We start from the raw sequence: 22,876 nt of genomic DNA on the forward strand, positions 1-22,876 counted from the left end.
GGGGGTTCCGGGCGTGACCATCACGCCCAGGAGAGGCAACGGAGGTCTGTCACGTGAGCACGGTCGTCGTCAAACGACCCGCCCGACAGCCGGAACCGGAGTACCCCTCCGGCGAGGTGCTCCTGGACCCGCCTCCAGAGGTACCTCCGCCCAGCGGCAAGGCGTGGGGGCAGATGATGATGATGCTGCCGATGCTCGCCGGCTCCTTCGCGATGGCCCTGATGTTCGCCGGTCGCGGCGGGTCGACCCTGGGATATGTCACCGGCGGCCTGTTCGGGCTCTCCGCCATCGGGATGCTCGGGGCCCAGTTGACGAACAACTCCGGGGGCCCGAGCAAGCAGGAGATGCTGCAGAAGCGCCGGGAGTACATGACCCACCTGTCCCGGCAGCGGCGGCGGGTCCTCAAGACCATCCGCCGACAGCGGGAGGCCGCCTTCTACCGGCATCCGGATCCGGACACCCTGTGGTCCCTGCCGCTGGGGCCCCGGCTGTGGGAACGCCGCCGCAGCGACGTGGACTTCGCCACCGTCCGGATCGGCCTGGGCCCGCAGGAACTGGCCACTCCGCTGGTGCCGCCCCCGGCCACCTCGTTGGAGAAGTTGGAGCCGATGTGCGCACTGGCCCTGCGCCGGTTCCTCACCACCTACGGCGAGGTGCCGGACCTGCCGGTGACCATGGCCCTGAACGGTTTCGCCCGGGTGCATCTGCGGGGCGACACCGACGCCGCCCGGGGCATGGTGCGGGCCGTGCTGGCCCAGGCGACCGCCTTCCACGCCCCGGACGACATGCTCGTCGCGGTCTGCGTCTCCCCGGATCGTCGCGACGACTGGGAATGGACGAAGTGGCTGCCACACGCGCTGCATCCCTCGCGTACGGACGCCCTGGGGCAACTGCGCCTGGTCTCCCCCTCGGTGACCGGTCTGGAGGCGATGCTCGACGACGTGCTGGCCAGTCGGCCCCGGTTCAACGCCAGCGGCGGAGGGACCCAGGTCGGCGGGCCACACGTGCTGGTGGTCATCGACGGTGGTGACACCGCGGGTTCGGACCACCTGATGACCGACGGCGGGGTGGAGGGGGTCACCCTGCTCGACCTGTCCACCCCGGCGCCCCGGATGCTCGACCGGGCCCGTCTGGTGCTCGACGTGACCACGGATCGGCAGCTACGCAGCCTGACCGTGGACGGTCCGGCGGAGATCGGCCGGGCGGACGACTGCGGGGTGGCCGAGATCGAGGCGCTGGCCATGCAGTTGGCTCCGCTGCGGCTGTCGGCCGCCTCCCGGGGTGGTGGCGACACCCCGCTGAGCAGCGAGATGGGTCTGACGGAGCTGCTGGACATCGGTGACCCGTACGAGTTCGAGGTCGATCGGGCCTGGCAGCCGCGACCCAACCGGGACCGGCTGCGGGTGCCGATCGGCATGGGTACCGACGGTGGCCCGGTGGAGCTGGACCTCAAGGAGTCGGCGCAGGACGGCATGGGCCCGCACGGGCTGCTCATCGGTGCCACCGGTTCCGGTAAGTCCGAGCTGCTGCGCACCCTGGTGCTGGCCCTGGCCGCGACCCACTCGTCGGAGAGCCTCAACTTCGTCCTGGTCGACTTCAAGGGCGGTGCCACCTTCACCCGGCTGGACGGCCTGCCGCACACCAGTGCCGTGATCACCAACCTCGCCGACGAGTTGCCGCTGGTGGACCGGATGACCGACGCCATCAACGGCGAGTTGGTCCGCCGACAGGAGTTGCTGCGTTCGGCCGGCAACTACGCCTCGCAGCGTGACTACGAGAAGGCCCGGGCTGCGGGTGCTCCGCTGTCGCCGCTGCCGAGCCTGCTGATCATCTGTGACGAGTTCTCCGAGCTGCTGACCGCGAAACCCGACTTCATCGACATGTTCGTGCAGATCGGTCGGGTGGGTCGGTCCCTCGGCGTACACCTGCTGCTGGCCTCGCAACGGCTGGAGGAGGGGCGGCTGCGCGGGCTGGACACCCACCTGTCGTACCGGATCGGTCTGCGGACCTTCTCGGCGATGGAGTCACGGGTGGTGCTCGGCGCGACGGACGCCTACGAGTTGCCCCGCTCTCCCGGGCACGGCTACCTGCGCTTCGGCACCGAGCCGCTGGTCCGGTTCAAGGCCGCGTACGTCTCCGGGGCCTACCGCAGCAAGACCGCCGCAGCGGTGGCGGCCGGTGACGGCGAGGACCGGGTACGCGAGTACACCACCGGCTACGTGGCGCCGCCGGTGACCCGTACCCCCAAGGAGGAGGAGGCTCCGGAGCCGGTCGACGGGGTCGGCGAGAGTGTGCTGGACATCCTGGTCGGGCGGCTCACCGGCCGGGGCAAGCCGGCCCACCAGGTGTGGCTTCCACCGCTGGCCGAGCCGCCGACCCTGGACCAGCTGCTGCCGCCGTTGACCGCCGACCCGGCCCGTGGGGTGACCGTGGCGCACGCCGGTCTGCTGGGCGAGTTGCAGGTGGCCGTCGGCATCGTCGACAAGCCCTTCGAGCAGCGCCGGGACGTGCTCTGGTTCGACCTGGCCGGGGCGGCCGGTCACGCCGTGATCGTCGGAGGGCCGCAGAGCGGCAAGAGCACCCTGCTGCGGACGATGGTCACCTCGCTGGCGCTGACCCACACCCCCCGGGAGACCCAGGTGTACTGCCTGGACCTGGGCAGCAGCGCCCTGTCCTCGCTGCGGGACCTGCCGCATGTCGGTTCGGTGGCGACCCGGCTGGACGCCGGCCTGGTCCGGCGTACGGTCGCCGAGTTGCAACTGTTGATGGGCGAGCGGGAGCGGCGTTTCGCCGAGCGGGGTGTCGACTCGATGGCCGAGTACCGGCGGGCCCGCCGGCACGGCCAGCACGACGACGACCCCTTCGGCGACGTGTTCCTGGTCATCGACGGCTGGGCGACGTTACGCTCGGAGTTCGAGGACCTGGAACCCACAATCAACGACATCGCCAACCGGGGACTCTCCTTCGGCATCCACCTGATCGTCACCGCCGGCCGCTGGATGGACCTGCGGCCGGCCGTCCGGGACGTCTTCGGTACCCGCATCGAGTTGTGGCTGGCCGACGCCAGCGACTCCCACCTGGACCGCCGGGCGGCGATGAACGTGCCGGAGAAGGCACCCGGGCGCGGCATCACCCCGGACGGACAGCAGTTCCTGGCGGCGCTGCCGCGCATCGACGGTTCCCAGGAATCGGAAACCCTGCCCGAGGGGGCCCGCAAGCTGGCCACCGACCTGGCCGCCGCCTGGCAGGGGCCGGGTGCCCCACCGATCCGGCTGCTCCCGCCGAACGTCCCGTACGGCAGCCTGCCGAACACCGGGCAGGCCGGGATCCCGATCGGCATCGCCGAGGTCGACCTCACCCCGGTGCACCTGGACTTCGCCACCGATCCGCACTTCATCCTCTTCGGCGACGGCGAGTCCGGTAAGAGCACCTTCCTGCGGGCGCTGGCGCAGACCATCGTCGACACCCGGGACCTGACCGAGGCGCGGCTGGTCATCGTCGACTACCGGCGCAGCATGCTGGGCGACATCGAGACCCCACACCTGATCGGGTACGGCTCGACGGCGCAGATCACCGAGAGCATCGTGGCCGAGGTCGCCGCCGTCATGCGGGACCGGCTGCCGCCGGCGGACATCAACGCGGAGCGGCTGCGGGCGCGCGACTGGTGGAAGGGGCCGGACCTGTACGTCCTGGTCGACGACTACGACCTGGTCGCCGGTGCGGGCAGCAATCCGCTGACCCCCCTGCTGGAGTTCCTGCCCCAGGCCCGGGACATCGGTCTGCACCTGGTCGTCGCCCGCCGCACCGGCGGGGCGAGCCGGGCGCTCTACGAGCCGGTGCTGATGCGGCTGCGCGAGATCAGCACCCCCGGCATCGTGATGTCCGGCAACCGGGACGAGGGAGTGCTGCTCGGCACCGTGCGGCCCGGACCCCTGCCTCCGGGTCGGGGCTGGCTGGTCTCCCGACGGGGCGGTACCCGGTTGGTGCAGTTGGTGAATCTTCCACCTCGTGGGTAGGTGACCCACGGGGTTGCCTGACCGGACTACCGTCAGCCAAAGTGGACCCGCGGTGTGCGGCTGCGTCGATCCGAGAGCGGAGAGCGAGCAGGCGCCAGCACTGTGTGAGCCAACGGGGGAGGGACCATGAGCGGCGAGTGGCTCGTCAACGAAACCATCGACGTCGACGTCAACCAGTTGCAGGACTTCGCCACGGCCATTCGGAAGGAGCTGGAGAGCAACTTCCAGCCCAGCTTCGAACGGGGCCTGAGCCCGATGCTCACCGTGCAGGCACCCTTCGGTAGCGGCGGGCTGAAAGAGGCCGCCTTCTTCCGGGGCCGGCACGACGAGAGCCGGATGGCCGTGTCGCACCTGATCGGCGATGTGATCAAGGGTCTGACCGCGCTGAGCGCGGCGGCCACCTCCATCTCCGGTGAGTACCTGCTGGGTGACGCGCTGGCCGAGGCCACCAACGACGACGTCTACAACGCCTTCAACGCGGTGGACGGCCAGAACACCCTCAGCGGCCAATGGCAGCAGCAGGGTGACCCGACGGAGGCCGTACCCGAGCAGGCGAGGAACCCGGAGCCCGTCGGTCCGTATCACGGGATGGACTCCTGCCCGACGGAGGACACCCGGGAGAAGGCGCCCGAGTGGACCGCCTCGGAGACCGTGGGCGACGGTCCGGGAGCGTACGAGATCCCGCGCGAGGACCAGCGCATGCACGGTGACGAATTCCGACTGGACCAGTCGAGCCTGCGATGACGACTGCCAGGTGCTGCGGGGGACCTGAGGAGCGGGAATGAGCGACGACTACTACGGCTACACGCCGATCAGCTACCCGGCGTACGGGGGGATGCGGGACGACTACGCGGCCGAGCGGGCCGACCAGTCGACGCCGTACGAGCCCACCAAGTGGGACGGCGTCAACATCGAGCAGATGTGGGAGTACGTCCGCAAGGAGAGCGACGAACGCACCACCGCGCTCGCCGAGATGTGGCGGCGGACGGCGAGCCTGCTGGAGTCCACCCGGGACAACCTCCAGCGCCACGCCAACGCCCTCGACGCCAAGTGGAAGTCGCCGGCCGCTCGGGTCTTCATGTCGAAGGTGGGTGCGACCCTGCACTCGCTGGACGAGTGGAAGAACGTGGCCAGCAACAACGCCACCGGCCTGGAGCAGTTGGCCAGCAAGATCTCGACCGCCCAGCGCGAGATGACCCAGCTGTGGCAGGAGTACACGGCCGAGCAGAAGCGCCAGCAGGACATCTTCGAGAAGGACAAGGCGAAGATCACCTTCGGCGACATCTTCGGCGACAAACACAAGACGTACGAAGAGGTCCAGAAGGAGTTCCACCAGCGGGCCAAGAACATCGCCAAGCCCCTGGCCGACATGTACATCGACGTGTACATCTCGAACATCTCGCGCGGCGGCAAGTTCAAGGGCCCGACCGAGGCGGCCCTCTTCGACGGCCAGAACCCTCCGGGCGGACCGGGACGTCCCGGCGGCGGACCGGGGCGACCGGCCGGCCCCACCCGGCCCGGCTCCGGGCCACCCCCGAAGGTCACCGGCCTGGTCCGGGAGACGCCGAACCAGCCGAACCAGCCGGAACTGCCGCCCCGGCCGGGGCGGCCCGGCGAGCCGGAGATCACCGTCCCGACACCGGAGACCAGCACCCCCCCGACCACGCCCGAGGGGATCAACCTCTCCGGTGGCACCCCCACGGCTCCACCGGGGCCGGCACCCGCCCCGCCGCCGGTCACAGCCACCCCGAACGCTCCCGCGCCGGGAGGCCCACCGGGGTCGCCGATGCTGCCGCCGGGTGGCACCGGGCCGGTCCCGTCGAATCCGGGCCCCCGACCGAACGCCCCCCGGACCACCCTGCCGGGTTCCGGTGGTCCGCCCGCGCCGGGCAGCCGGGGTCCCGCACCGAACCGGCCGACCCTGCCGGGTGCCGGCGGCCCGGGCAGCGGCTCCGGTGCGCCGGGCAACGGCCGACGCGGCCCCACGCCGAACCGCCCGACCCTGCCGGGCAACACCGGTGTCCCCGGGCGCCCCGGTGCCGGTCCACTCCGACCGGCCCCGTCGACCACCCCGCCGCCGGCCAGCCCGCGCCTGCCGGGTTCCACGGCACCTCCCGCTCCGCGTGGCGGCACGCCCGGACGTCCCGCCTCGCCGCCCCCGAGCCTGGGTGGGCAGCGCGGCTCGGCCCCGGGCACCCCGTCCCGGCCGGGTGCCCCCCTCGGTGGTCGCCCCGCCACCCCGTCCGGCGGCCGGGCGACCGGCGGCCCGGGGGTGCCGGGCAGCGCCGGTAGGCCCGATCTGAACGGTCGTGCCGGTGCGGCACGTCCGGCACCGACCACCGGCCCGGCCCCCTCGCTCGGCGGCCGACGCGGTGGGCCGGTCCTGCCGGGTCCCCGCAAGGACGCCCAGCGTGACCAGGATCAGGACACCTGGGAGTACGGCGACGGCGACGACGAACTGTGGGCCACCGAGTCCTCCGCCGTCGGGGTCGTCGAGGCACCGGCGGAGCACCGCCCTCGGGAGCAGGGCAGGGCGCTGGGCCAAGGTTGAACACGGACGGGCCAGCTCACCGCAGCACCGGTGGCTGGCCCGTACCATGCGGTGAACGCCCGTTTTCGGCCGTCTCCGTAACGAACCACAGAGGAAGGTAGACGGGCATGCGTGTCCTCACCCGACCGGCTGCCGTCCTGGCGCTCAGCACCGCCAGCGTCCTGGCGGCGCTGGCCCTGCCCGCGGCGCCGGCCCTGGCGGATTCCACCAGGGACGGCTCATGGCATGTCAAGGCCCTGGAACTCCCCGAGCTACACAAGATCACCCAGGGTGAGGGTGTCGTCGTGGCCGTGGTGGACACCGGGGTGGATGCGAAACACCGGGATCTGAAGGACAACGTCCTGCCCGGCGTGGACCTCTACGACGAGGGCACCAAGGGTGGTGTCGACCGGGTGGGCCACGGCACCGGAATGGCCTCGCTGATCGCCGGGCACGGGCACGGGCCGGGCAATGCCGACGGGGTACTCGGGGTCGCGCCGAAGGCCAAGATCCTGCCGGTGACCATCAAGGGCGCACAGAGCCCGCTGATCGCCCCCACGGCGGTCGCCGCCGGGATCAACTGGGCGATCGACAACGGTGCGGACATCATCAACGTCTCCCTCGGCAGCAGCTTCAACGAGGAACTGGACCGCGCGGTCGCTCGGGCCTACCAGCGCAACATCGTGGTGGTCGCCGCGGTGGGCAACCGCGAAGACATCATCATCAGCAACCCGGCTCGCCACCCGGCCACGATCGCCGTCAACGGGACCGACCGCAACGGTGTCATCAGCAAGAAGGCGGCCCTGCCGGCCGAAGAGGTGAACATCGCCGCCCCGGGCGAGGACATCGTCCAGGCCGCCCCCGGGAACAGGTACGTCACCTCGCTCGGCAGCAGCAGCAGCGCCGCGATCGTCTCCGGTGCCATGGCCCTGATCAAGGCCAAGTACCCGGACCTGGACGCGTACGAACTGTTCTCGCGGCTGCTGGAGACCACCCGTGACGCCGGGGCCCCCGGTCGGGACCTCGACTACGGGTGGGGGGTGCTCGACCTGCGGACCGCCCTGACCGGTGAGCCGGACGGCCGGGCCAGCCCTCGGGCCAGTGCCCCGCCGGCCGCCCCCCTCGACCCGGCCCAGGCCAACCCTCGGGAGCGCGACGACGACGTACTGATCCTCGTCTGGGCCGCCATCATCGCCGTACTCGTCCTGCTCGTCGGCGGGACCGTCGCCACCGTCTGGATGCTGCGCACCCGGCGACGCAACGCCGAACTCGTCGACGAGGGCCCACCTGCCCCGGTCGGCGCTGTGGGAGCCGGTGCCGGGCCCTGGAACGGCCCGGATCAGCCTGCGCAGACCTCGGACGAGGCCTGGCGGCGGCCTCCCGGCTGAGCGACCCGATCTCAGGAGGTCACCGATGTCGGCCACCCCGACCGGCGGGTTTCCGCCTCCACCCTCCGACCCTCACCCGACGCCGGGCGGGCTTCAGACGCCCGGCGGACACCCGACGCCCGCTCCGGCTGGCCCGGGCGGCAATCCCGCACCCGCTGCGGGGAATCCGCCCGCCCGGCCGCTCGTCGTCACCCTGGCGGTCCTGCTGATGCTGCCCTCCATCGTGACCTGGCTGATCGCCGGTATCGCCTTCTTCCGGGCCATGCTGGGGGCCGAGGGTGACGGGCTGGGTCGGGCACTGGTGGTGGGCATCGGAGCGGGGGTGCTGGCGATCGCACTGCTGGTGGTGATGCTCGGCGCGCTCGGGATCCTGATGGCCTGGACCGGCGACAGCGCCCAGGGGCTGGCCGTACCGGCCGGCTTCACCTTCGGGCTGTTCGTCGTCGTCCTCGTGGTGCTGCTGGTGCAGGGCAAGCTGAGCTTCGCGCCGACGATGGTCACCCCCCTGGTGGTGGGCGGGCTGGCCGGGGTGGCCCTAGCCCTGATCAAGAGCCCGCCGGCCCGCGCCTGGTTCGCCGGCCGACAGCGCTCACCGAAACCCGCCCGGCGGCGCTGACCAGCGGCGGGCGGCGGGCGGCGGGCGGCGGGCGGCGGGCGGCGGGCGGGGGATCGTCGCCGGATCGGTCAGGCGGGGGTCCAGCGGCGGGCGGTGGCGTCGAAGCGGGCCAGGAACTCGTCCCGGCCGTCCTGGTGCAGGCAGCGCAGTTCGGTGCCGTCCGGGACGACCAACGACTCCATCCGTGGCGACCCCTGATCCCACTCCGGGGGCGTGTCCTCACCGGGTATCCAGCGCAGCACCGCCACCCACTCGTCCGACTCCTCGAAGGGTGATCCCGCACCCAGCAGACCCAGCCGGCGGTAGAGCCGCAGCGGGGTGTCCCGTCCGGGCCCGTGCCAGGTGTGCACCAGACCGGCCGCCCGGTCGTACCCGTCGTCCAGATAGGCCGGGAGGTAGCGGTGGGCGATGACCAGTTGCAGCCGCAGCGGGATGTCCGCAGCGGGCCCGTCGTCCTCGTCGGTCGTCGGCTGGGCGGCGGGAGGCGATACCGGTACCCCCACTGTCGACGGGTCGGCGTACGCCGCGCTGACCCGCCGGCCGCGCTCCTGCTCGGCGGCACCGTCGAGTACGACCCGCAGCTCGCCGAACCAGTCGCGCAGGGTCAGCACCGCCGCGCCGGGCAGTGCTGCGGCCAGTGGCGTCTCCGGGTTGAGGGACAACTGCCAGGAGGGGTCCGGCCAGTGCTCGGTGACCTGGAGACTGCTGACCACCACCAGCTCGTGGTCTCCGAGGGCCTGTCGCAGCCGGGCCTCCGAGGTGAACACCGGCACGCTGGGTCGCCCCTGCTCGTCCGGCAGCACCCACCAGGGGAACTCCGGGTCGCCGAGGTCACGGGTCGCCGGGCCGCCCGGTCGCAGCGGAAGCACCAATTCGGTACGCAGCAGGGCGGACATCAGGGCGTCCGGGTCCTGCCGGTGGATCGCGTCGCGGAGCGGCTGCTCCGCCTCCACCGAGGCTGCGGTGAGGGTGGCGAGTTCCGCCGCGGTCAGTCGTACCCCGATGGGTAGCCCGGCGTTCACGGCCAGCACCCAGCGCTCGTCGGGCCAGTCGACGGCCAGGTCGGTCAGCACCGACACCCGGTAGGTGACGGGCTGACCGGGCAGCCCGGCGGCGATCGCCCCCGCAGAGGTGTAGGCCATCACGTGGGTGACCCCCTCGTGGTGGCCGGTCGGCCAGGCCACCGGCTCGGCGGGGGTCGCCGACGGCGGCACCGGCAGCAACAGCGCTCCGGTGGCGAGGGTGGTCAGGAATGCCACGGCGTCGTCGTTCTCGACCGCCGCCAGCAGCGCGTGTTCCGTGCTGGTACTCGGTTGCCAGCCGGTGGGCGGTAACGGGGTGGTCACCAGGTGCCGTCCTCGCGCACCCGGGCGGGCCGGCGGCCCAGCAGCAGGGTGCCGAGAGCCTCGTCGAGGCTCGCACCCAGGTACCAGTCGCCGGTGTGGTCCAGGACGAACACCCGGCCCTGCTCGTCGATGGCCAGGATGCCGGTGCCGTCGCCCTCCTCACCGAGGGGACTGAGGGGCACCCCGATGACCGTGGCCAACTCCGCCAGGGTGGCCACGGAGTGACGTACCCGGAAGGGATCGAGGTGGATCTCGCTCGGCGCGATTTGCTCGCCTTCGCCCGGTGGGCGAAGGCGCAGCCCGCCGAACTCGGCGTAGGCCTGCACGGCGGCAGCCGTCATGACGTGCTGGCGGCCGTCCGGGGTGGCGTCGGCGGCCAGGCGTACCGCCCATTCCCGGGCCCGGTTCTCGTCCCGCAGCTGGGGTGACCAGCCCGCCGTGGCGAGCAGCTCGGCCACCGGAGGTGGAAAGCGCTCGGTCATGTCAACGTCTCCATACCGAACCAGTCCAACAGGGCGGCGCACGATCGGCAGGGTGGCTGAGCCTCGCCATGACGCGGGTCGCCCTCCTCCCGTACCCGGGTGAGGTGCACCTTGGCCCCCCACAGCAGGGAGCGGGCCCGGGCGGAGTTCAGGGGCGGTCCGTCGGCCTCGGCGGCGTACAGCCGGTCGGAGATCAGCACCGGCTCCGCGCACCAGCCGGTGAACCGCTCCCGCTGCCCGACCGGCAGCTCGTCCAGGAATCGCCGGACCACCGGATGCAAGCGCGGAGCGACATCACCCCGCACCGAGGTGTGCGTGTGGACGGTCCCGTCGACCAGCAGTGCACCGGCCACCAGCGGAAGCATCCGCAGCTGGGTCATCCGTCCTCCCGCGGTCGACCGGGACCCCGGCACCACGAGCGGGCCGGGTCCACCCAGGGCAGCCTATCGAGCGGGCTCACCTTCGACCGGTGACCCGGTGCGGGGCTCCATGGCATGGTCCGCCTGGGATATCGTCGGCCAAGCCCCTCACCGTCGTACGAAGCCGGAGTCATGACGCGCACCCTTCTCGTCTCCCCGGATCAGCCCGGCGCCTACCCTTCCATCGGGGAGGCTCTGGCGGTGGCCGGTGACGACACGGTCGTCTCGGTCAGCCCCGGCACCTACTACGAGGCGCTGTTCGTCAACGACCGGGCGGTCACCGTCGTCGCCGCCCAGGGCGCGGGAACGGTCACCATCGACGCCTCCTCCGGCACGTACCCGACGGTGTCCTGCAACTCCGGTCGACTGGAGCTGCGCGACCTCATCCTCAAGGCCGGTGACGCGCCCGGGGTGGTGGGTGACCGGGCCAACCTGACCATGACCGGCTGTGAGCTGAGCGCCGGCTTCGGCGCGGCGATCCAGTTGGGTGGCCGGTCGGAGTTCACCCTGACCCGTTGCCGGGTCACCGGCGGACGGTACGGCCTGGTCGTCGAGGACTCCGACGGCACCGTGGAGGGGTGCGAGTTCACCGACCTCAGCGAGGACGGCATCATCGTGCGCATCGGGGCGGCCCCGACGATCAGCACCAGCACGGTGACCCGCTGCGGCAACCGGGGCATCTACGTCTACCAGTACGGCCGTCCGACGATCGAGGCCTGCGACATCTCGCAGACCGGTCATGCCGGGGTGGCGGTGGTGCACCAGAGCGCCCCCGTGCTGCGGCGCTGCCGGATCCGGGACACCCGAGGGCCGGCGATCTCCTTCGCCCGGGGCTGCCACGGCACGGTCGAGGAGTGCAGCACCGAGAACAACGCCCAGCCCGCGATCGAGATCGCCGAGGGGGCGACCCCGACCATCGTGGAGGGTACGGCGAGCCGGAAGGCGGCCTACGGCACGGACGCCGCCCGGGCGGCCACCCCCCAGGACACCGCCCGGGTGGACAAGCTGCTGGCCGAGCTGGAGCAGATGGTCGGCCTGGAGTCGGTGAAGGAGGAGGTCCGGGCCCTCATCGACGAGATCCAGGTCAACGAGTGGCGACGCAGCGCCGGGCTGCCGGTCGGTGCGGTCAGCCATCACCTCATCTTCGCGGGTGCCCCCGGTACCGGTAAGACCACTGTGGCCCGCATCTACGGTGACCTGCTCGCTGCGTTGGGCGCGCTGCCCGGTGGCGCCTTCCGCGAGGTCTCCCGCCGTGATCTGGTCGGTCAGTACATCGGCCACACCGCCGAGAAGACCGCCGCCGCCTTCGAGTTGGCGCGCGGGGGTGTGCTGTTCATCGACGAGGCGTACACCCTGTCCCGGTCCTCCGGCAGCGGCGGTGACTTCGGGCAGGAGGCCATCGACACCCTGGTCAAGCTGATGGAGGATCACCGCGACGAGATAGCGGTGATCGCCGCCGGTTACACCGGGGAGATGCTCCAGTTCCTGGACGCCAACCCCGGTCTGGCCTCCCGCTTCGCCAAGACCGTCGAGTTCGGCAACTACGCCCCGGAGCAGCTCGTCGTCATCGTGGAACGGATGGCCGGCGGCGACGAGTACCTCCTCGACGAGGGGGTCTCCGAGCTGCTGCGGGAGCACTTCGGCACGATCGAGCGGGATCAGAACTTCGGCAACGCGCGGGAGGCCCGCAAACTGTTCGAAGGTGTCCGCAAGGCGCAGGCGCAGCGGCTGCGTCAGTCCGGCCAGCGCCCCAGTCTCGATGAACTGCGTACGGTGACCGTTGCCGACGTGCGCGCCGCGATCGGGCGTTGATCATGCCGGGCCGGGCAGGGAGGGGCGCGCGGTGACACATCCGGGCGCGGCACGGCCGGGCGAACCGGGTTGGCAGCAGCACCCGGGCGTCGGAGCACCGCCACCACAGCGGGCGGCCCCAGGGCAGCAGGGCGTTCCACCCGCCCCCACGATCGGTGGGACCGCAGCAGGACAGGCTTGGGCCCCCCAGCGGGGGCAGGGGCGGGCCACGGTCGGCACGGTGCACAGCAGCCGGGCCGCCGTCGCCGCCCAGGCCGCGGCGACAGCACAGGCTGCGGCGCAGGCCACCGCGGCGGCGCAGGCCGCGCCGGCCGCCCGGTCGACGGACGCCGCCGCGTCGCTGGCCGAGGCGGCGGGCAGCGCCCAGGCCGCAGCCAGCTCCGCCCCGGCGGTACGCCCGTACCGGCGGCCGTTGCGCATCGGCGGCATCCATGTCGCCCAGTTGGTGGCCTGGCAGGCCGGCGCGGCTGCCGTACTGGCCGCCGCCGGCCAGGGCGTCCCCCTGGCCGTGGGGGTGACCGCTGCGGTGTTGCTGCTGCTCTCGCCGACCGTGCTGCGCTACCGGGGACGGTGGCTCTACCAGTGGTTGGCGGTCGGGTGGAGTTATCGGGGTCGACGCCGACAGCTGGCCGCCAACGGGTCGGACCCCCGGTGGCAGTTGCTGACCCACCTGGAGGACAGCGTGGAGCTGGCACAGGTCGAGATCGACGACCAGCCGGCGGTGCTGCTGACCCACCGGGGTGGGCTCAGCGCCGTACTGGAGGTCGATCCGACCGAGGGCGCGCTGCTCGTGGGCAGTCCGCAGGCCCTGCCGTCGCCGATGGCCCTGCTTCCGGCGGCCGATCCCCAGGCACCACCGGTGACGGTGCAGGTGTTGATCCAGGTCACCCCGGCACCCCGGGTCCGCGCGGCGGCGGTGGAACGGGCCTACCGTGAGCTGACCGAGGGGGCGGTGCCGGCCAGCCGGCAGGCGTGGGTGGTGCTCCAGGCCCCCCGTACCCCGGATTTTCACGCCGACCGTGACCTGCGTCCGGCGCTGACCGCGGCGATCCGCCGGACCCGACGCCAGCTTCGGCAGGATCGGGTGACCGCCCGCCTGCTCAACCGCGACGAGGTACTGGCGGCCGTCGCCAACCTGACCCATCTAACCGGTGAGCCGGTGGCGGGGGATCGTCCGCTGGCCCGGGAGAGTTGGCGCAGTTGGTCGGCGGAGGGCACCCCGCAGAGTTGCCACCGACTGGTGGACTGGCCCGACCGGGTCTGGGACGTGGATCCGCTGCTGCGCGGGCTGCCTGCGGCGGCTGCCGTGGTGTCGATCGCGGTGGCCCGGGAGGCCGGTCGCCAGGGTGCCGACAACGCCGTGGTGGAGGTGGCCTTCCGGTTGATCGGTACGGACGCCACCGCCCTGACCACCGCCGACACCGCCCTGCACGAGGCGATCCGGGGTCAGGGTGGTCGCCTGCAAAGACTCGACGGCGAACATGCCCACGGCGTCGCCGCCACCCTGCCGTTCGGAGGCTTCCTGCGGTGAACACTGTCGCTTTCCCGGGCAGCCGGATCGGCCTGCACCTCGCCGACGGGCCCACCGTGGCCCGGCTGAGCCTGGTCGCCGGGGGCGGCGGACTGGTGGTGGGCCGTAATCGCCAGCAGGAGCCGGTCGGCCTACGGCTGTTCCGGGCCGAGCCGACCCGGTTGATGCTGACCGGCGGGGTACGCGTCGCGGAACTGCTCAGCTTCCGCGCTTTGGCGCTGGGTGCCCGGCTGTTCATCCAGACCGCCAGGGAGCAGGAGTGGGACGCCTTCCTGCGCCGCTGCGTCATCGGCCGGGAGATCGCCTCCTTCCTGCCGCCGGGGGTGCCTCCACCCCTGCCGGCGACCCCGACCCAGCCGCAGCTCGTCGTGATCGATACCGGTCCGGTGACCGGGCCGGACACCAACCTGAGCGCACCCTGGCGGGCGACCCTGGTGGTCCGAGACGACCTGGCCGGCTGGGATGTCGAGGTGCTGGTCCGCAGCGACATCGTCGTGCTCCAGCGGCTCACCGCGCCGGAGGCGGCCACGGCGGCGAATGCCTTGGGCCTGGTCAGCGTGCAGAGCTGGTTCACCCAGCTCCACCCGGAGATGGTGGGTCTGATCACCAAGGGCAAGGTGCAGTGGGTGATGCTCAGCATGACCGGCACGGAGCGGCAACTGATCGGGCCGGTGGCCCGGGGCAGCTGAGCCACCGGGCGGGATCGGTCGTCCACATTCCACTCATCGAGGGCGATCACGCAGGCCAGTGCCGCCTCGACCGCCATCATGGTTCCGGATTAGGTACATCCGGTGGCTCCCGCATGGACATCTGCGCCGCTTATCCTCCACCGGTCTAACACCCTCGGAGGCCCCGCGGAGGCCCAGCAGATGCAGCTACGAAAAAGCAGGCGGCAACTCACGATTCCGGGCGTACTGGTCACCGCCACTGCGCTCTTATTGGGCAGCGGCACCACCGCTTTCGCCGCGCCCGCGTCAGCCACACCGTTCCTCAGCGAGATCCACTACGACAACGCCGGGACCGATGTCGGCGAGGCGATCGAGATCGAGGCGCCGGCCGGTTTCGACCTGACCGGCTGGCAGATCGTCCTCTACAACGGCGGAAACGGTACGGCGTACCACACCCGCACCCTGACCGGCGCGGTGCCGGAGTCCGGTGTGGTCGTCGCCGAGTACCCGGTCAACGGCATCCAGAACGGTGACCCCGACGGTGTCGCGCTGGTCTCGCCGAGCAACTCGGTCACCGAGTTCATCACCTACGGCGGCACCTTCACGGCGGTCGGCGGACCGGCCAACGGTCTGGTCGGCAGTGACATCGGGGTCAAGCAGTCCAGCAGCACCCCGGTCGGACACTCCCTTCAGAAGATCGACGGGGTCTGGAAGGTACCGGCACCGCACAGCTTCGGCGTCCGCAACACCGCCACCGGCCCGGGTCCGGGCGACCCGCCGATCGGCTGTGACATCGCGGTCGACCACACCATCGCCCAGGTTCAGGGGGCAGGCGAGGCCACCCCGGTGGCCGGTACCCGGGTCACCGTCGAGGGTGTCGTCACCGCCGACCACCGCACCGGTGGTTACAACGGGGTGTACGTGCAGACGGCCGGCAGCGGTGGGGACCGTCCGGTCACCGCCGGCACCGCCTCCGACGGCATCTTCGTCTACCTGACCACCAACACCGCCAACCACCCGGCGGTCACCATCGGCGACCGGGTCCGGGTCCGGGGTACGGCGAGTGAGTTCAACGGGCTCACCCAGCTCACCATCGCCGCCCGGGGCGACGTGCAGGTGTGCGAGCAGGGTGCACCGCTGCCCGCACCGGTCCCGGTGGAGCTTCCGCTCACCGACGATGCCCGCGAGTCGGTCGAGTCGATGCTGGTGGCCCCGGTCGGCGCGTACGCCGTCTCCGAGGTCTACAACACCAACCGCTACGGCGAGGTGGCCCTCGCCGCCGGTGACAAGCCGGCGCTGACCCCCACGGACGTGGCCCGCCCCGGCTCGGAGCAGGCCCGTCAGATCGCCGCGGACAACAAGGCCCGCCGGGTCCTGCTCGACGACGGCCGGACCACCAACCTGTCCACCGCCGGTCTGCTGCCGCCGTACGTGTCCAAGGACAGCCCGCTGCGGGTCGGCGACTCGGTCGAGGCCTTCGGGCCCTCGGTGCTGTCGTACGCCTTCAACGAGTGGCGTCTGCAGCCCACCCGCCCGGTCGACGCGGACACCCGCCCGGCCGACCGGACCACCTTCAAGGTCACCAACCCGCGTACCGCCGCCCCGGTCAACGTCGGCGGCGACCTGCGGGTGGCCAGCTTCAACGTGTTGAACTACTTCGTGCACTTCGGTGGCGACGCCCGTGGCGCAGCCAACGAGGCCGCGCTGGTCAAGCAGGAGGCGAAGATCGTCTCGGCGATCAGCGCCCTGGACGCCGACGTGGTCGCCCTTGAGGAGATCGAGAACTCGGTCCGGTTCAGCCCCTCGGACCCCCAGCGCGCCCTCAAGCGCCTGGTCGCGGCCCTGAACACCGCCGAGGGCGCGGGCACCTGGGACTACGTTCGCACCCCGACCGAACTGCCGGGCGCCGCCCAGCAGGACTTCATCACCACGGCGATCATCTTCAAGCCGGCCAAGGCGCAGCCCAAGGGGGCCTCGCGGTCGGTGAACGACGAGAGCGTCTGGTTCAACGCCCGCGAGCCGATCGCGCAGACCTTCACCGCCGGCCCGCTGGACTTCGTGGTGGTGGCCAACCACTTCAAGTCCAAGAGTGGTGCCGGGTCCGGCGACAACGCCGACACCGGTGACGGTCAGGGCGGCTGGAACGGTGACCGGGTCCGGCAGGCCACCGCGCTGGCCACTTTCGTCAACCAGGTCAAGACCGACAGCGGCACCGACAACGTGCTGCTGCTGGGTGACTTCAACGCGTACACCCAGGAGGACCCGATGCAGGTCCTCTACGGCCGGGACTACCGCAACCTGAACGACACCGGGAAGACCAGCTACGTCTTCAATGGTGAGTCCGGCTCCCTGGACCACGCGCTGGCCTCGCCGTCGCTGGCCGACCGGGTCACCGGGGTGGACGTGTGGCAGATCAACGCGGTCGAGTCGTACGCCTTCCAGTACGACGGCCTGGCCGCCTTCTACGCACCGGATCCCTTCCGGGCCAGCGACCACAACCCGCTGGTCGTCGGGATCAACACCGGGGCCAACCCGGTCGACCTGCAACTGTTGAGCATCAACGACTTCCACGGCCGGCTGGAGTCCCCGGCCACCGTGGGCGGTCAGCCGGCCGGTGGGGCGGCCCAGCTCGCCGGGCTGGTCAACCAGTTGCGGGCGCAGAACCCGAACACCGCCTTCGTGTCGGCGGGTGACAACATCGGCGCCTCCACCTTCATCTCGGCGATCGACGACGACAACCCGACAATCGACGCGTTGAACGCGGCCGGTCTGATCGCCTCGGCGGTCGGTAACCACGAGTTCGACAAGGGCATGGCCGACCTGACCGGTCGGGTCACCGAGCGGACGGACTTCCCGCTGCTGGGCGCCAACGTGTACCGGGACGACACCCGGGCGCTGCCGGCGTACTCGGTCAGCAGCATCGGTGGGGTCCGGGTCGGCTTCGTCGGTGTGGTCACCGAGCAGACCGGCTCGCTGGTCAGCCCGGACGGCATCGTCGGCATCACCTTCCGCGACCCGGTCGTCGAGGCCAACCTCGTAGCCGGTCAGCTCAAGGACGGCAACCCCGCCAACGGTGAGGCCGACGTGGTGGTGCTGCTGGCCCACGAGGGTGCCGCCACGGAGCACATCGACTCCCCCGAGGCGCTGGCCAACGACCCGGTCTTCGGCAGGTTCACCCGGGTCGACGCCACCATCGACGCCATCTTCAGCGGCCACACCCACCAGCCGTACGCCTTCGAGGTCCCGGTGCCTGGTACCGACAAGCTGCGTCCGGTGGTGCAGGCCGAGGACTACGGCAAGCGGCTGGGCAAGGTCACCCTGACCTTCGACCCGGAGTCGAACTCCGTCACCGCCGCCGACGCCTCGCTGGTCGACGTGGTCGGTGCGCCGCAGGACCCGACGGTGGCCGACATCGTGGCCGCCGCCAAGGTGCGGGCGCAGGAGCTGGGCCAGCGGAAGCTGGGCGAGATCACCGCCGACATCCGCCGGGCCTACACCGACGGCAACGAGGACCGGGGCAGGGAGTCGGCGCTTGGCAACTTCATCGCCGACGTGCAGCTCGCCGGCACCTCCGCCCCCGGCCGGGGTGGGGCCCAGATCGCCTTCATGAACCCGGGCGGTCTGCGGGCCGACCTGCTGTACCGGACCGACGGCACGGTGACCTACGCGGATGCCTTCTCCGTCCAGCCGTTCTCCAACGACGTGGTCACCAAGTCCTACACGGGTGCGGAGATCAAGCAGACGTTGGAGCAGCAGTGGCAGCCGACCGGAGCCTCCCGGCCGGTGCTGTGGCTGGGTGTGTCGGAGGGCTTCAGCTACACCTACGATCCGCAGGCCGAACGGGGCTCGCGGATCACCTCGATGCAGCTCGACGGCGTACCGATCGACCCGACGGCCACCTACCGGGTGACGGTGAACTCCTTCCTCGCCTCCGGTGGGGACAACTTCACCGCCCTGGGTGGGGGCACCGACCGGGCGACCACCGGCGACAACGACCTCACCATGTTGGTGAACTACCTCGCCGCGAACTCCCCGGTCACCGCCGACACCACCCCCCGCTCCAGCGTGGGGCAGGGTACTCCGGCGTGGGAGGTCGAGGTGCAGGCCCGCACCCAGTGCATCGGCAGCACCGCGTACGTCTCGGTCAGCGCCCGTAACGCCGACGAGGTGGCGCTGAGCTTCGAGCTGGTCACCTCGTACGGCTCGCGGGTCGTCGCCGAGGTCGCCCCGGGCAAGACGGCGTACCAGGCGTTCAACAGCCGGGCAAGGACCGTGTCGGCCGATGTCTCGACGGTGAAGATCACCGGTACGGTCAACGGCCAACCGGTGACCTCGCAGGTCTCCGCGGCGTACGCCGCGATCACCTGCGGCTAGTTTCCATCCCGGGTGGCGGCGTTCGGGGACGCCGCCACCCGTTCCCCTATACGACAGGCACAACGGAGCATCGAATGCACAGAAGCGACCACCGGCGACTGTTCGCCACCGTCGCGGCCAGCGCCTTCTTCGCCGGGTCGGTGGCGCTGGCCGCGCCGGCCTCGGCCGAGCCGATCGACAGCACGGATGTACGGGTGACCGTGGACATCGAGGAGGTCAAGGAGCCGGGTGTGCTGGCGATGTCCATCGCCGGTGACTCGGTGGCGTTGTCCGAGAACGGGTCGACGCTGCTGATCCGCCAGTTCACCGGCACCCTGCCCACGGTGACCGTCACGGACACCCGGACCCCGGACGAGGTGCCGGAGGGTGCCGCCTGGGCGGTGCTGGGTAACGCCACCGATTTCGTCGGGAACTCCGGCCAGGCCCCGATCAGCGCCGGGCACCTGGGCTGGAAGCCGGACCTGATCGACGGTGGGGACACCGGTCTGGTCAGCGCCGGTGAGGAGGTCGTGACCGTGGTCGACGAGCCGACTCAGCCGGGTAACAACGTGGGTCTGGTGGACCAGGAGTTGCTGGTCTCGACCTTCGACTCGGGTGCGGTGGCCGGTGGTGAGTACACCGTCGACGCGGATCTGTTCCTGCGTACTCCGGCGGATGTCGCCGCGGGTTCGTACACCTCGACCCTGACCCTGTCCCTGTTCGAGTGACATCTGCGGGGGAGCCACCGGTGTGGCTCCCCCGCCCGCTCCTGCTGTAAAGGAAGTCCGTGATGACCCGAACTCCGCTGCGAGTGCTGACCCGGCTGCTCGCCGTGCTGGCCGTGGTGCTGGCCCTCGTGCCGATCTCGTCGGCCGGCGCGATGGCGGAGCCGACCAGTCCCACGGTCACCTGGGCCGTCCAGCCGGCCGACCGCAACGGTCCGGACGGCCGCCGCTTCATCGAACGGACCCTCGACCCCGGTCAGGTCGTGACCGAACACCTGGCGGTCCGCAACTTCAGCGACTCGACCGTGGTCTTCTCCCTGAAGGCCGCCGACGGCTATCTCACCGACAAGGGTCGTTTCAACATGCTGCCCTCCCACGAGAAGTCCGTGGCCGGTGGCACCTGGATCACCGTGCAGGACAAGGTGACCGTCGAGGCCGGTGGCACGAAGGTGGTGCCGTTCACCATCACCGTGCCCGAAGACGTCACCCCCGGCGACCACCCGGCGGGCATCGCGGCGACCGTCACCAGCACCGGCGGCACGGTGGCCGTGGAGAGCCGGGTCGGGTTCCGGGTCATGCTGCGGGCCAGCGGTACGGTCACCGCCAGTGTGGCGCTCAGCGACCTCACCGCCACCTACACCCCCTCCTGGAACCCCTTCTCCGCCGGCTCCCTCAAGGTCGGCTACACCGCGACGAACGACGGCAACGTGGCCCTGACCGGCGCCGGCACGGTGCAGGTCGGGGAACTGTTCGGCCTGGTCGAGCAGAAGGGCTCGACCCAGGTCGCCGAGACCCTGCCCGGCGGCCAGCAGGTGGTCGACACCCAGATCGAGGGGGTCTGGGGGCTGGGTCGGCTCAAGACCACCGTCTCGGTCACCCCCGCTGTGCAGGGTGGCGACCCGACGGGCGCCGAGATCCGGCCCGGCACGGCTACCGTCACCACCTGGATCGTGCCCTGGCCGCAACTGGCGCTGCTGCTCCTGCTCGGCCTGCTGATCCTCGCCTACCGGCTCATCACCCAGCGTCGTCGGCGGCGGCTGGCGCAGCTGCTCGCCACCGCCCGGGAAGAGGGCCGGGCGGAGGGCCGCCGGACCACCCCGGTCGGCTGAGCTGTGTCTCAGCCGGCGCGGAACACGATGGTGTAGCTGAACGAGGTGCCGTCGACCTGGTACGCGTAGCAGCCGGGCCCACCAACAGTGGTGGTGCCCGGCAGGTCGGCGTCCGGCCCGGTCAGCACGGCATGGTGGCCGCCGTGACGGGGCTCGCCGAGGTAGGAGAACTCGGCCGAGGCGTCACCCGGTGCGTCGATCCGCCCCGCCCGTACCAGCACCGGGCCGGTGTAGCCGACGGCCAGCCAGCGCATCTTCACCGTGTAGCTGCCGTCGGCCTGCCGGTCGCTGGGACGCAGCGGCAGGGCGTCCTCGACGAAGTAGTCGGCGACCGGGTAGAGCGGGCCCGTCCCCAGCACCCGCCGGGCCTGGTCCGGGTTGCTCCAGCGCTGCGGTTCGGGGGCCGGGCAGGTGCCGTCGGGGGCCACGTCGGGCAGTCGCAGTGGTGGGACGGCGAGGTCGCCCGGGGATGCCGACGGGGAGGGAGCCGTCGGTGCGGCAGAGGGGGCGTCCGCCGGCGCGCGGTCACAGCCGACAAGCGTCGACCCGAGCGCCACGAGAGTCAGCATCCGTACCAGCCGCGCCATCTTCACAGTGTCGACTGTTGTCGGTGTTTCCCGCCGCCCCAGGGGCACGGCCCGGTCAACCGGTGACGCGTAGGTGCATCCGGCGGCGCGATCTGGCCGACAGCACGGCCGGGGTCAGGCGGTCAGGGTGGAGACCGCGGTGGTGAAGTCGGTCCACTCGCTCCAGTTGGTGCCGTCCCCGACCCGGTAGGTGTACCGGGTGTCCGGCTTCAGGTTGGTGAACTCGGCCGGTGTTGGCTCTTCCGTCACCGCAGCGACACCCGCAGGTGGCTCGCCGGCAGGGATCGCGTTCCTACCATCGACGCGCTATGACCAACCAGGACACTGACACCGGCCCGGCTCCGCGCCGCTCGCTGCGGGGCGTCATCGCCCTGCTCTGCACGGTGGGACTGCTGGCCACCATGACCGGCAGCGCCCTGTCGGCCCCCGCCGTGGTCAAGGACGAAACCTTCCTCAACGCGCAGACCCCGGGCATCCTCGGCATCGAGGGCGGCGAGTGCTTCGACGACCCGACCCACCTGCCGGAGGCGGGCGGGGTCGTCGTCCGCTACCGGCCCTGCGCCCTCAGCGCGGACAATCAGGCGTACGGCTTCGTGCACGCCGAGGACGACGGGCCCTGGGATCCGGCGGCGCTGCGCGACTTCGCCTGGTCGGCCTGTCGGCAGCTGTTCACCCAGACCTGACCGCAGGACACCGGCCAGGGCCTGCGCTTCTACCCGGTACTGCCGACAATCGAGGCCTGGGCCGACGGCGACCGGGAGGTGATGTGCGTGGTCTACCGCTTCGGTGGGCGGCTATCCGGCTCGATGCTGCCCAGGTGGTGACGGTCCGACCGCGCCGGGTGGCGGCTTGTCGCGGTGCCTGCCGGGCTTGCAGCCGGCAAAAGTGCCAGCCGGGTCACGCAGGGAGTTCAAGGTCGGGCCGAGGTAGTCACGATGCCAGAGCGCCGGGCCGGTAAGGGCGCTTCCCGGGCCGGTCAACTCCTGCCAGGCCAGATACAGCCCATGCAACTGGTTGACCGCCTCGGGGTGCAGCCACCACCGGGTGCACCAGGGCGCCGCCGACGTCACCTCACCCACATAGGTCGGAACCAGCAGCTGATGCACCCACCGCATCAGGGCTTGCTGGGCCGCCAACCGTCGGCGCCCCTCCAGATAGGGCATGAATTCCGGAGCGACCGGCTCGTCGACAAAGACAGGAAGAGGTTCTTCCAGCGGCGGTTCGTCGTCGTCCGGATCGAATTCCGACGTGACATCGCCCGCCTTCCCGGTCGCGATCATCCTGAGGCTCACCT

The 22,876-nt window shown here is 71.4% G+C and carries 18 protein-coding genes; 12 read left to right on the plus strand and 6 right to left on the minus strand.

Annotated features, from left to right (window positions below):
- Nucleotides 1-53: 53 nt before the first annotated feature.
- From eccCa to ACLQ2T_RS27715, 5 genes are all read left to right on the plus strand, one after another.
- A complete protein-coding gene (gene eccCa / locus ACLQ2T_RS27695; RefSeq protein WP_425769297.1) occupies nucleotides 54-4,016 on the plus strand; it encodes a type VII secretion protein EccCa in 3,963 nt (1,320 codons plus the stop codon).
- 126 nt (nucleotides 4,017-4,142) lie between these two features.
- Nucleotides 4,143-4,760 carry a hypothetical protein gene (locus ACLQ2T_RS27700; protein ID WP_425769298.1) on the plus strand — a complete coding sequence of 206 codons (618 nt, stop codon included), beginning with the start codon at nucleotides 4,143-4,145 and terminating at the stop codon, nucleotides 4,758-4,760.
- 37 nt (nucleotides 4,761-4,797) lie between these two features.
- Nucleotides 4,798-6,567, plus strand: a complete 1,770-nt coding sequence (locus tag ACLQ2T_RS27705; protein WP_425769299.1) for a hypothetical protein — start codon at nucleotides 4,798-4,800, stop codon at nucleotides 6,565-6,567.
- A gap of 107 nt (nucleotides 6,568-6,674) precedes the next feature.
- Entirely contained in the window at nucleotides 6,675-7,934 is a 1,260-nt protein-coding gene (gene mycP, locus ACLQ2T_RS27710) for a type VII secretion-associated serine protease mycosin (protein ID WP_425769300.1), read from the plus strand.
- Between the two features lie 25 nt (nucleotides 7,935-7,959).
- Entirely contained in the window at nucleotides 7,960-8,550 is a 591-nt protein-coding gene (locus tag ACLQ2T_RS27715; protein ID WP_425769301.1) for a hypothetical protein, read from the plus strand.
- Nucleotides 8,551-8,618: 68 nt separating this feature from the next.
- On the opposite strand, the gene ACLQ2T_RS27720 is transcribed toward ACLQ2T_RS27715, so the two are convergent.
- The 3 genes from ACLQ2T_RS27720 to ACLQ2T_RS27730 are packed head-to-tail and all read right to left on the minus strand — an operon-like array spanning nucleotide 8,619 to nucleotide 10,758.
- On the minus strand, nucleotides 8,619-9,896 hold the full coding sequence (locus ACLQ2T_RS27720) for an SseB family protein (protein WP_425769302.1): 1,278 nt from the start codon (nucleotides 9,894-9,896) through the stop codon (nucleotides 8,619-8,621).
- On the minus strand, nucleotides 9,893-10,378 hold the full coding sequence (locus tag ACLQ2T_RS27725; protein ID WP_425769303.1) for an SUKH-3 domain-containing protein: 486 nt from the start codon (nucleotides 10,376-10,378) through the stop codon (nucleotides 9,893-9,895). The genes ACLQ2T_RS27720 and ACLQ2T_RS27725 overlap by 4 nt, the downstream gene beginning before the upstream one ends.
- Nucleotides 10,375-10,758 carry a YwqJ-related putative deaminase gene (locus ACLQ2T_RS27730; RefSeq protein ID WP_425769304.1) on the minus strand — a complete coding sequence of 128 codons (384 nt, stop codon included), beginning with the start codon at nucleotides 10,756-10,758 and terminating at the stop codon, nucleotides 10,375-10,377. Before ACLQ2T_RS27730 ends, ACLQ2T_RS27725 begins: the two co-directional genes overlap by 4 nt.
- Nucleotides 10,759-10,929: 171 nt before the next feature.
- On the opposite strand from ACLQ2T_RS27730, the gene ACLQ2T_RS27735 reads away from it, so the two are divergent.
- The 6 genes from ACLQ2T_RS27735 to ACLQ2T_RS27760 all read left to right on the plus strand — a co-directional run bounded on the left by ACLQ2T_RS27735 (nucleotide 10,930) and on the right by ACLQ2T_RS27760 (nucleotide 20,995).
- Nucleotides 10,930-12,609, plus strand: coding sequence for a right-handed parallel beta-helix repeat-containing protein (locus ACLQ2T_RS27735; protein ID WP_425769305.1), 1,680 nt, complete (start codon nucleotides 10,930-10,932; stop codon nucleotides 12,607-12,609).
- A 220-nt stretch (nucleotides 12,610-12,829) separates the two neighbouring features.
- A complete protein-coding gene (gene eccE, locus ACLQ2T_RS27740) occupies nucleotides 12,830-14,140 on the plus strand; it encodes a type VII secretion protein EccE (protein WP_425769306.1) in 1,311 nt (436 codons plus the stop codon).
- Entirely contained in the window at nucleotides 14,137-14,829 is a 693-nt protein-coding gene (locus ACLQ2T_RS27745; protein WP_425769307.1) for a hypothetical protein, read from the plus strand. Before eccE ends, ACLQ2T_RS27745 begins: the two co-directional genes overlap by 4 nt.
- A 180-nt stretch (nucleotides 14,830-15,009) precedes the next feature.
- Nucleotides 15,010-19,182: an ExeM/NucH family extracellular endonuclease gene (locus ACLQ2T_RS27750; RefSeq protein WP_425769308.1), complete on the plus strand. Its 4,173-nt coding sequence runs from the start codon at nucleotides 15,010-15,012 to the stop codon at nucleotides 19,180-19,182.
- Between the two features lie 74 nt (nucleotides 19,183-19,256).
- On the plus strand, nucleotides 19,257-19,889 hold the full coding sequence (locus tag ACLQ2T_RS27755; protein ID WP_425769309.1) for a hypothetical protein: 633 nt from the start codon (nucleotides 19,257-19,259) through the stop codon (nucleotides 19,887-19,889).
- Between the two features lie 62 nt (nucleotides 19,890-19,951).
- Nucleotides 19,952-20,995, plus strand: coding sequence for a WxL protein peptidoglycan domain-containing protein (locus ACLQ2T_RS27760; protein WP_425769310.1), 1,044 nt, complete (start codon nucleotides 19,952-19,954; stop codon nucleotides 20,993-20,995).
- An 8-nt stretch (nucleotides 20,996-21,003) separates the two neighbouring features.
- Here ACLQ2T_RS27760 and ACLQ2T_RS27765 read toward each other — a convergent pair whose 3' ends face one another.
- Together ACLQ2T_RS27765 and ACLQ2T_RS27770 are read right to left on the minus strand one after the other, a co-directional pair.
- Complete coding sequence (locus tag ACLQ2T_RS27765; protein WP_425769311.1) at nucleotides 21,004-21,582, minus strand: hypothetical protein; 579 nt, start codon at nucleotides 21,580-21,582, stop codon at nucleotides 21,004-21,006.
- A 114-nt stretch (nucleotides 21,583-21,696) separates the two neighbouring features.
- A complete protein-coding gene (locus ACLQ2T_RS27770) occupies nucleotides 21,697-21,831 on the minus strand; it encodes a fibronectin type III domain-containing protein (protein WP_425769312.1) in 135 nt (44 codons plus the stop codon).
- A 59-nt stretch (nucleotides 21,832-21,890) separates the two neighbouring features.
- On the opposite strand from ACLQ2T_RS27770, the gene ACLQ2T_RS27775 reads away from it, so the two are divergent.
- Complete coding sequence (locus ACLQ2T_RS27775) at nucleotides 21,891-22,265, plus strand: hypothetical protein (protein WP_425769313.1); 375 nt, start codon at nucleotides 21,891-21,893, stop codon at nucleotides 22,263-22,265.
- Between the two features lie 111 nt (nucleotides 22,266-22,376).
- Here ACLQ2T_RS27775 and ACLQ2T_RS27780 read toward each other — a convergent pair whose 3' ends face one another.
- Nucleotides 22,377-22,862 carry a DUF4913 domain-containing protein gene (locus ACLQ2T_RS27780; RefSeq protein ID WP_425769314.1) on the minus strand — a complete coding sequence of 162 codons (486 nt, stop codon included), beginning with the start codon at nucleotides 22,860-22,862 and terminating at the stop codon, nucleotides 22,377-22,379.
- Nucleotides 22,863-22,876: the final 14 nt, after the last annotated feature.

The organism is Micromonospora sp. DT229 (genome assembly GCF_049844505.1).
Classification (GTDB): domain Bacteria; phylum Actinomycetota; class Actinomycetes; order Mycobacteriales; family Micromonosporaceae; genus Micromonospora.

Excerpts from the sequence above, each read along its gene's own strand:
- ACLQ2T_RS27765 (WP_425769311.1), bottom strand. The coding sequence starts at position 21,582 with ATGGCGCGGCTGGTACGGATGCTGACTCTCGTGGCGCTCGGGTCGACG.
- ACLQ2T_RS27725 (WP_425769303.1), bottom strand. The coding sequence starts at position 10,378 with ATGACCGAGCGCTTTCCACCTCCGGTGGCCGAGCTGCTCGCCACGGCG.
- ACLQ2T_RS27760 (WP_425769310.1), top strand. The coding sequence starts at position 19,952 with ATGACCCGAACTCCGCTGCGAGTGCTGACCCGGCTGCTCGCCGTGCTG.
- ACLQ2T_RS27735 (WP_425769305.1), top strand. The coding sequence starts at position 10,930 with ATGACGCGCACCCTTCTCGTCTCCCCGGATCAGCCCGGCGCCTACCCT.
- mycP (WP_425769300.1), top strand. The coding sequence starts at position 6,675 with ATGCGTGTCCTCACCCGACCGGCTGCCGTCCTGGCGCTCAGCACCGCC.
- ACLQ2T_RS27755 (WP_425769309.1), top strand. The coding sequence starts at position 19,257 with ATGCACAGAAGCGACCACCGGCGACTGTTCGCCACCGTCGCGGCCAGC.
- ACLQ2T_RS27730 (WP_425769304.1), bottom strand. The coding sequence starts at position 10,758 with ATGACCCAGCTGCGGATGCTTCCGCTGGTGGCCGGTGCACTGCTGGTC.
- ACLQ2T_RS27750 (WP_425769308.1), top strand. The coding sequence starts at position 15,010 with ATGCAGCTACGAAAAAGCAGGCGGCAACTCACGATTCCGGGCGTACTG.
- ACLQ2T_RS27780 (WP_425769314.1), bottom strand. The coding sequence starts at position 22,862 with ATGATCGCGACCGGGAAGGCGGGCGATGTCACGTCGGAATTCGATCCG.
- ACLQ2T_RS27775 (WP_425769313.1), top strand. The coding sequence starts at position 21,891 with ATGACCAACCAGGACACTGACACCGGCCCGGCTCCGCGCCGCTCGCTG.
- ACLQ2T_RS27700 (WP_425769298.1), top strand. The coding sequence starts at position 4,143 with ATGAGCGGCGAGTGGCTCGTCAACGAAACCATCGACGTCGACGTCAAC.
- ACLQ2T_RS27715 (WP_425769301.1), top strand. The coding sequence starts at position 7,960 with ATGTCGGCCACCCCGACCGGCGGGTTTCCGCCTCCACCCTCCGACCCT.
- ACLQ2T_RS27705 (WP_425769299.1), top strand. The coding sequence starts at position 4,798 with ATGAGCGACGACTACTACGGCTACACGCCGATCAGCTACCCGGCGTAC.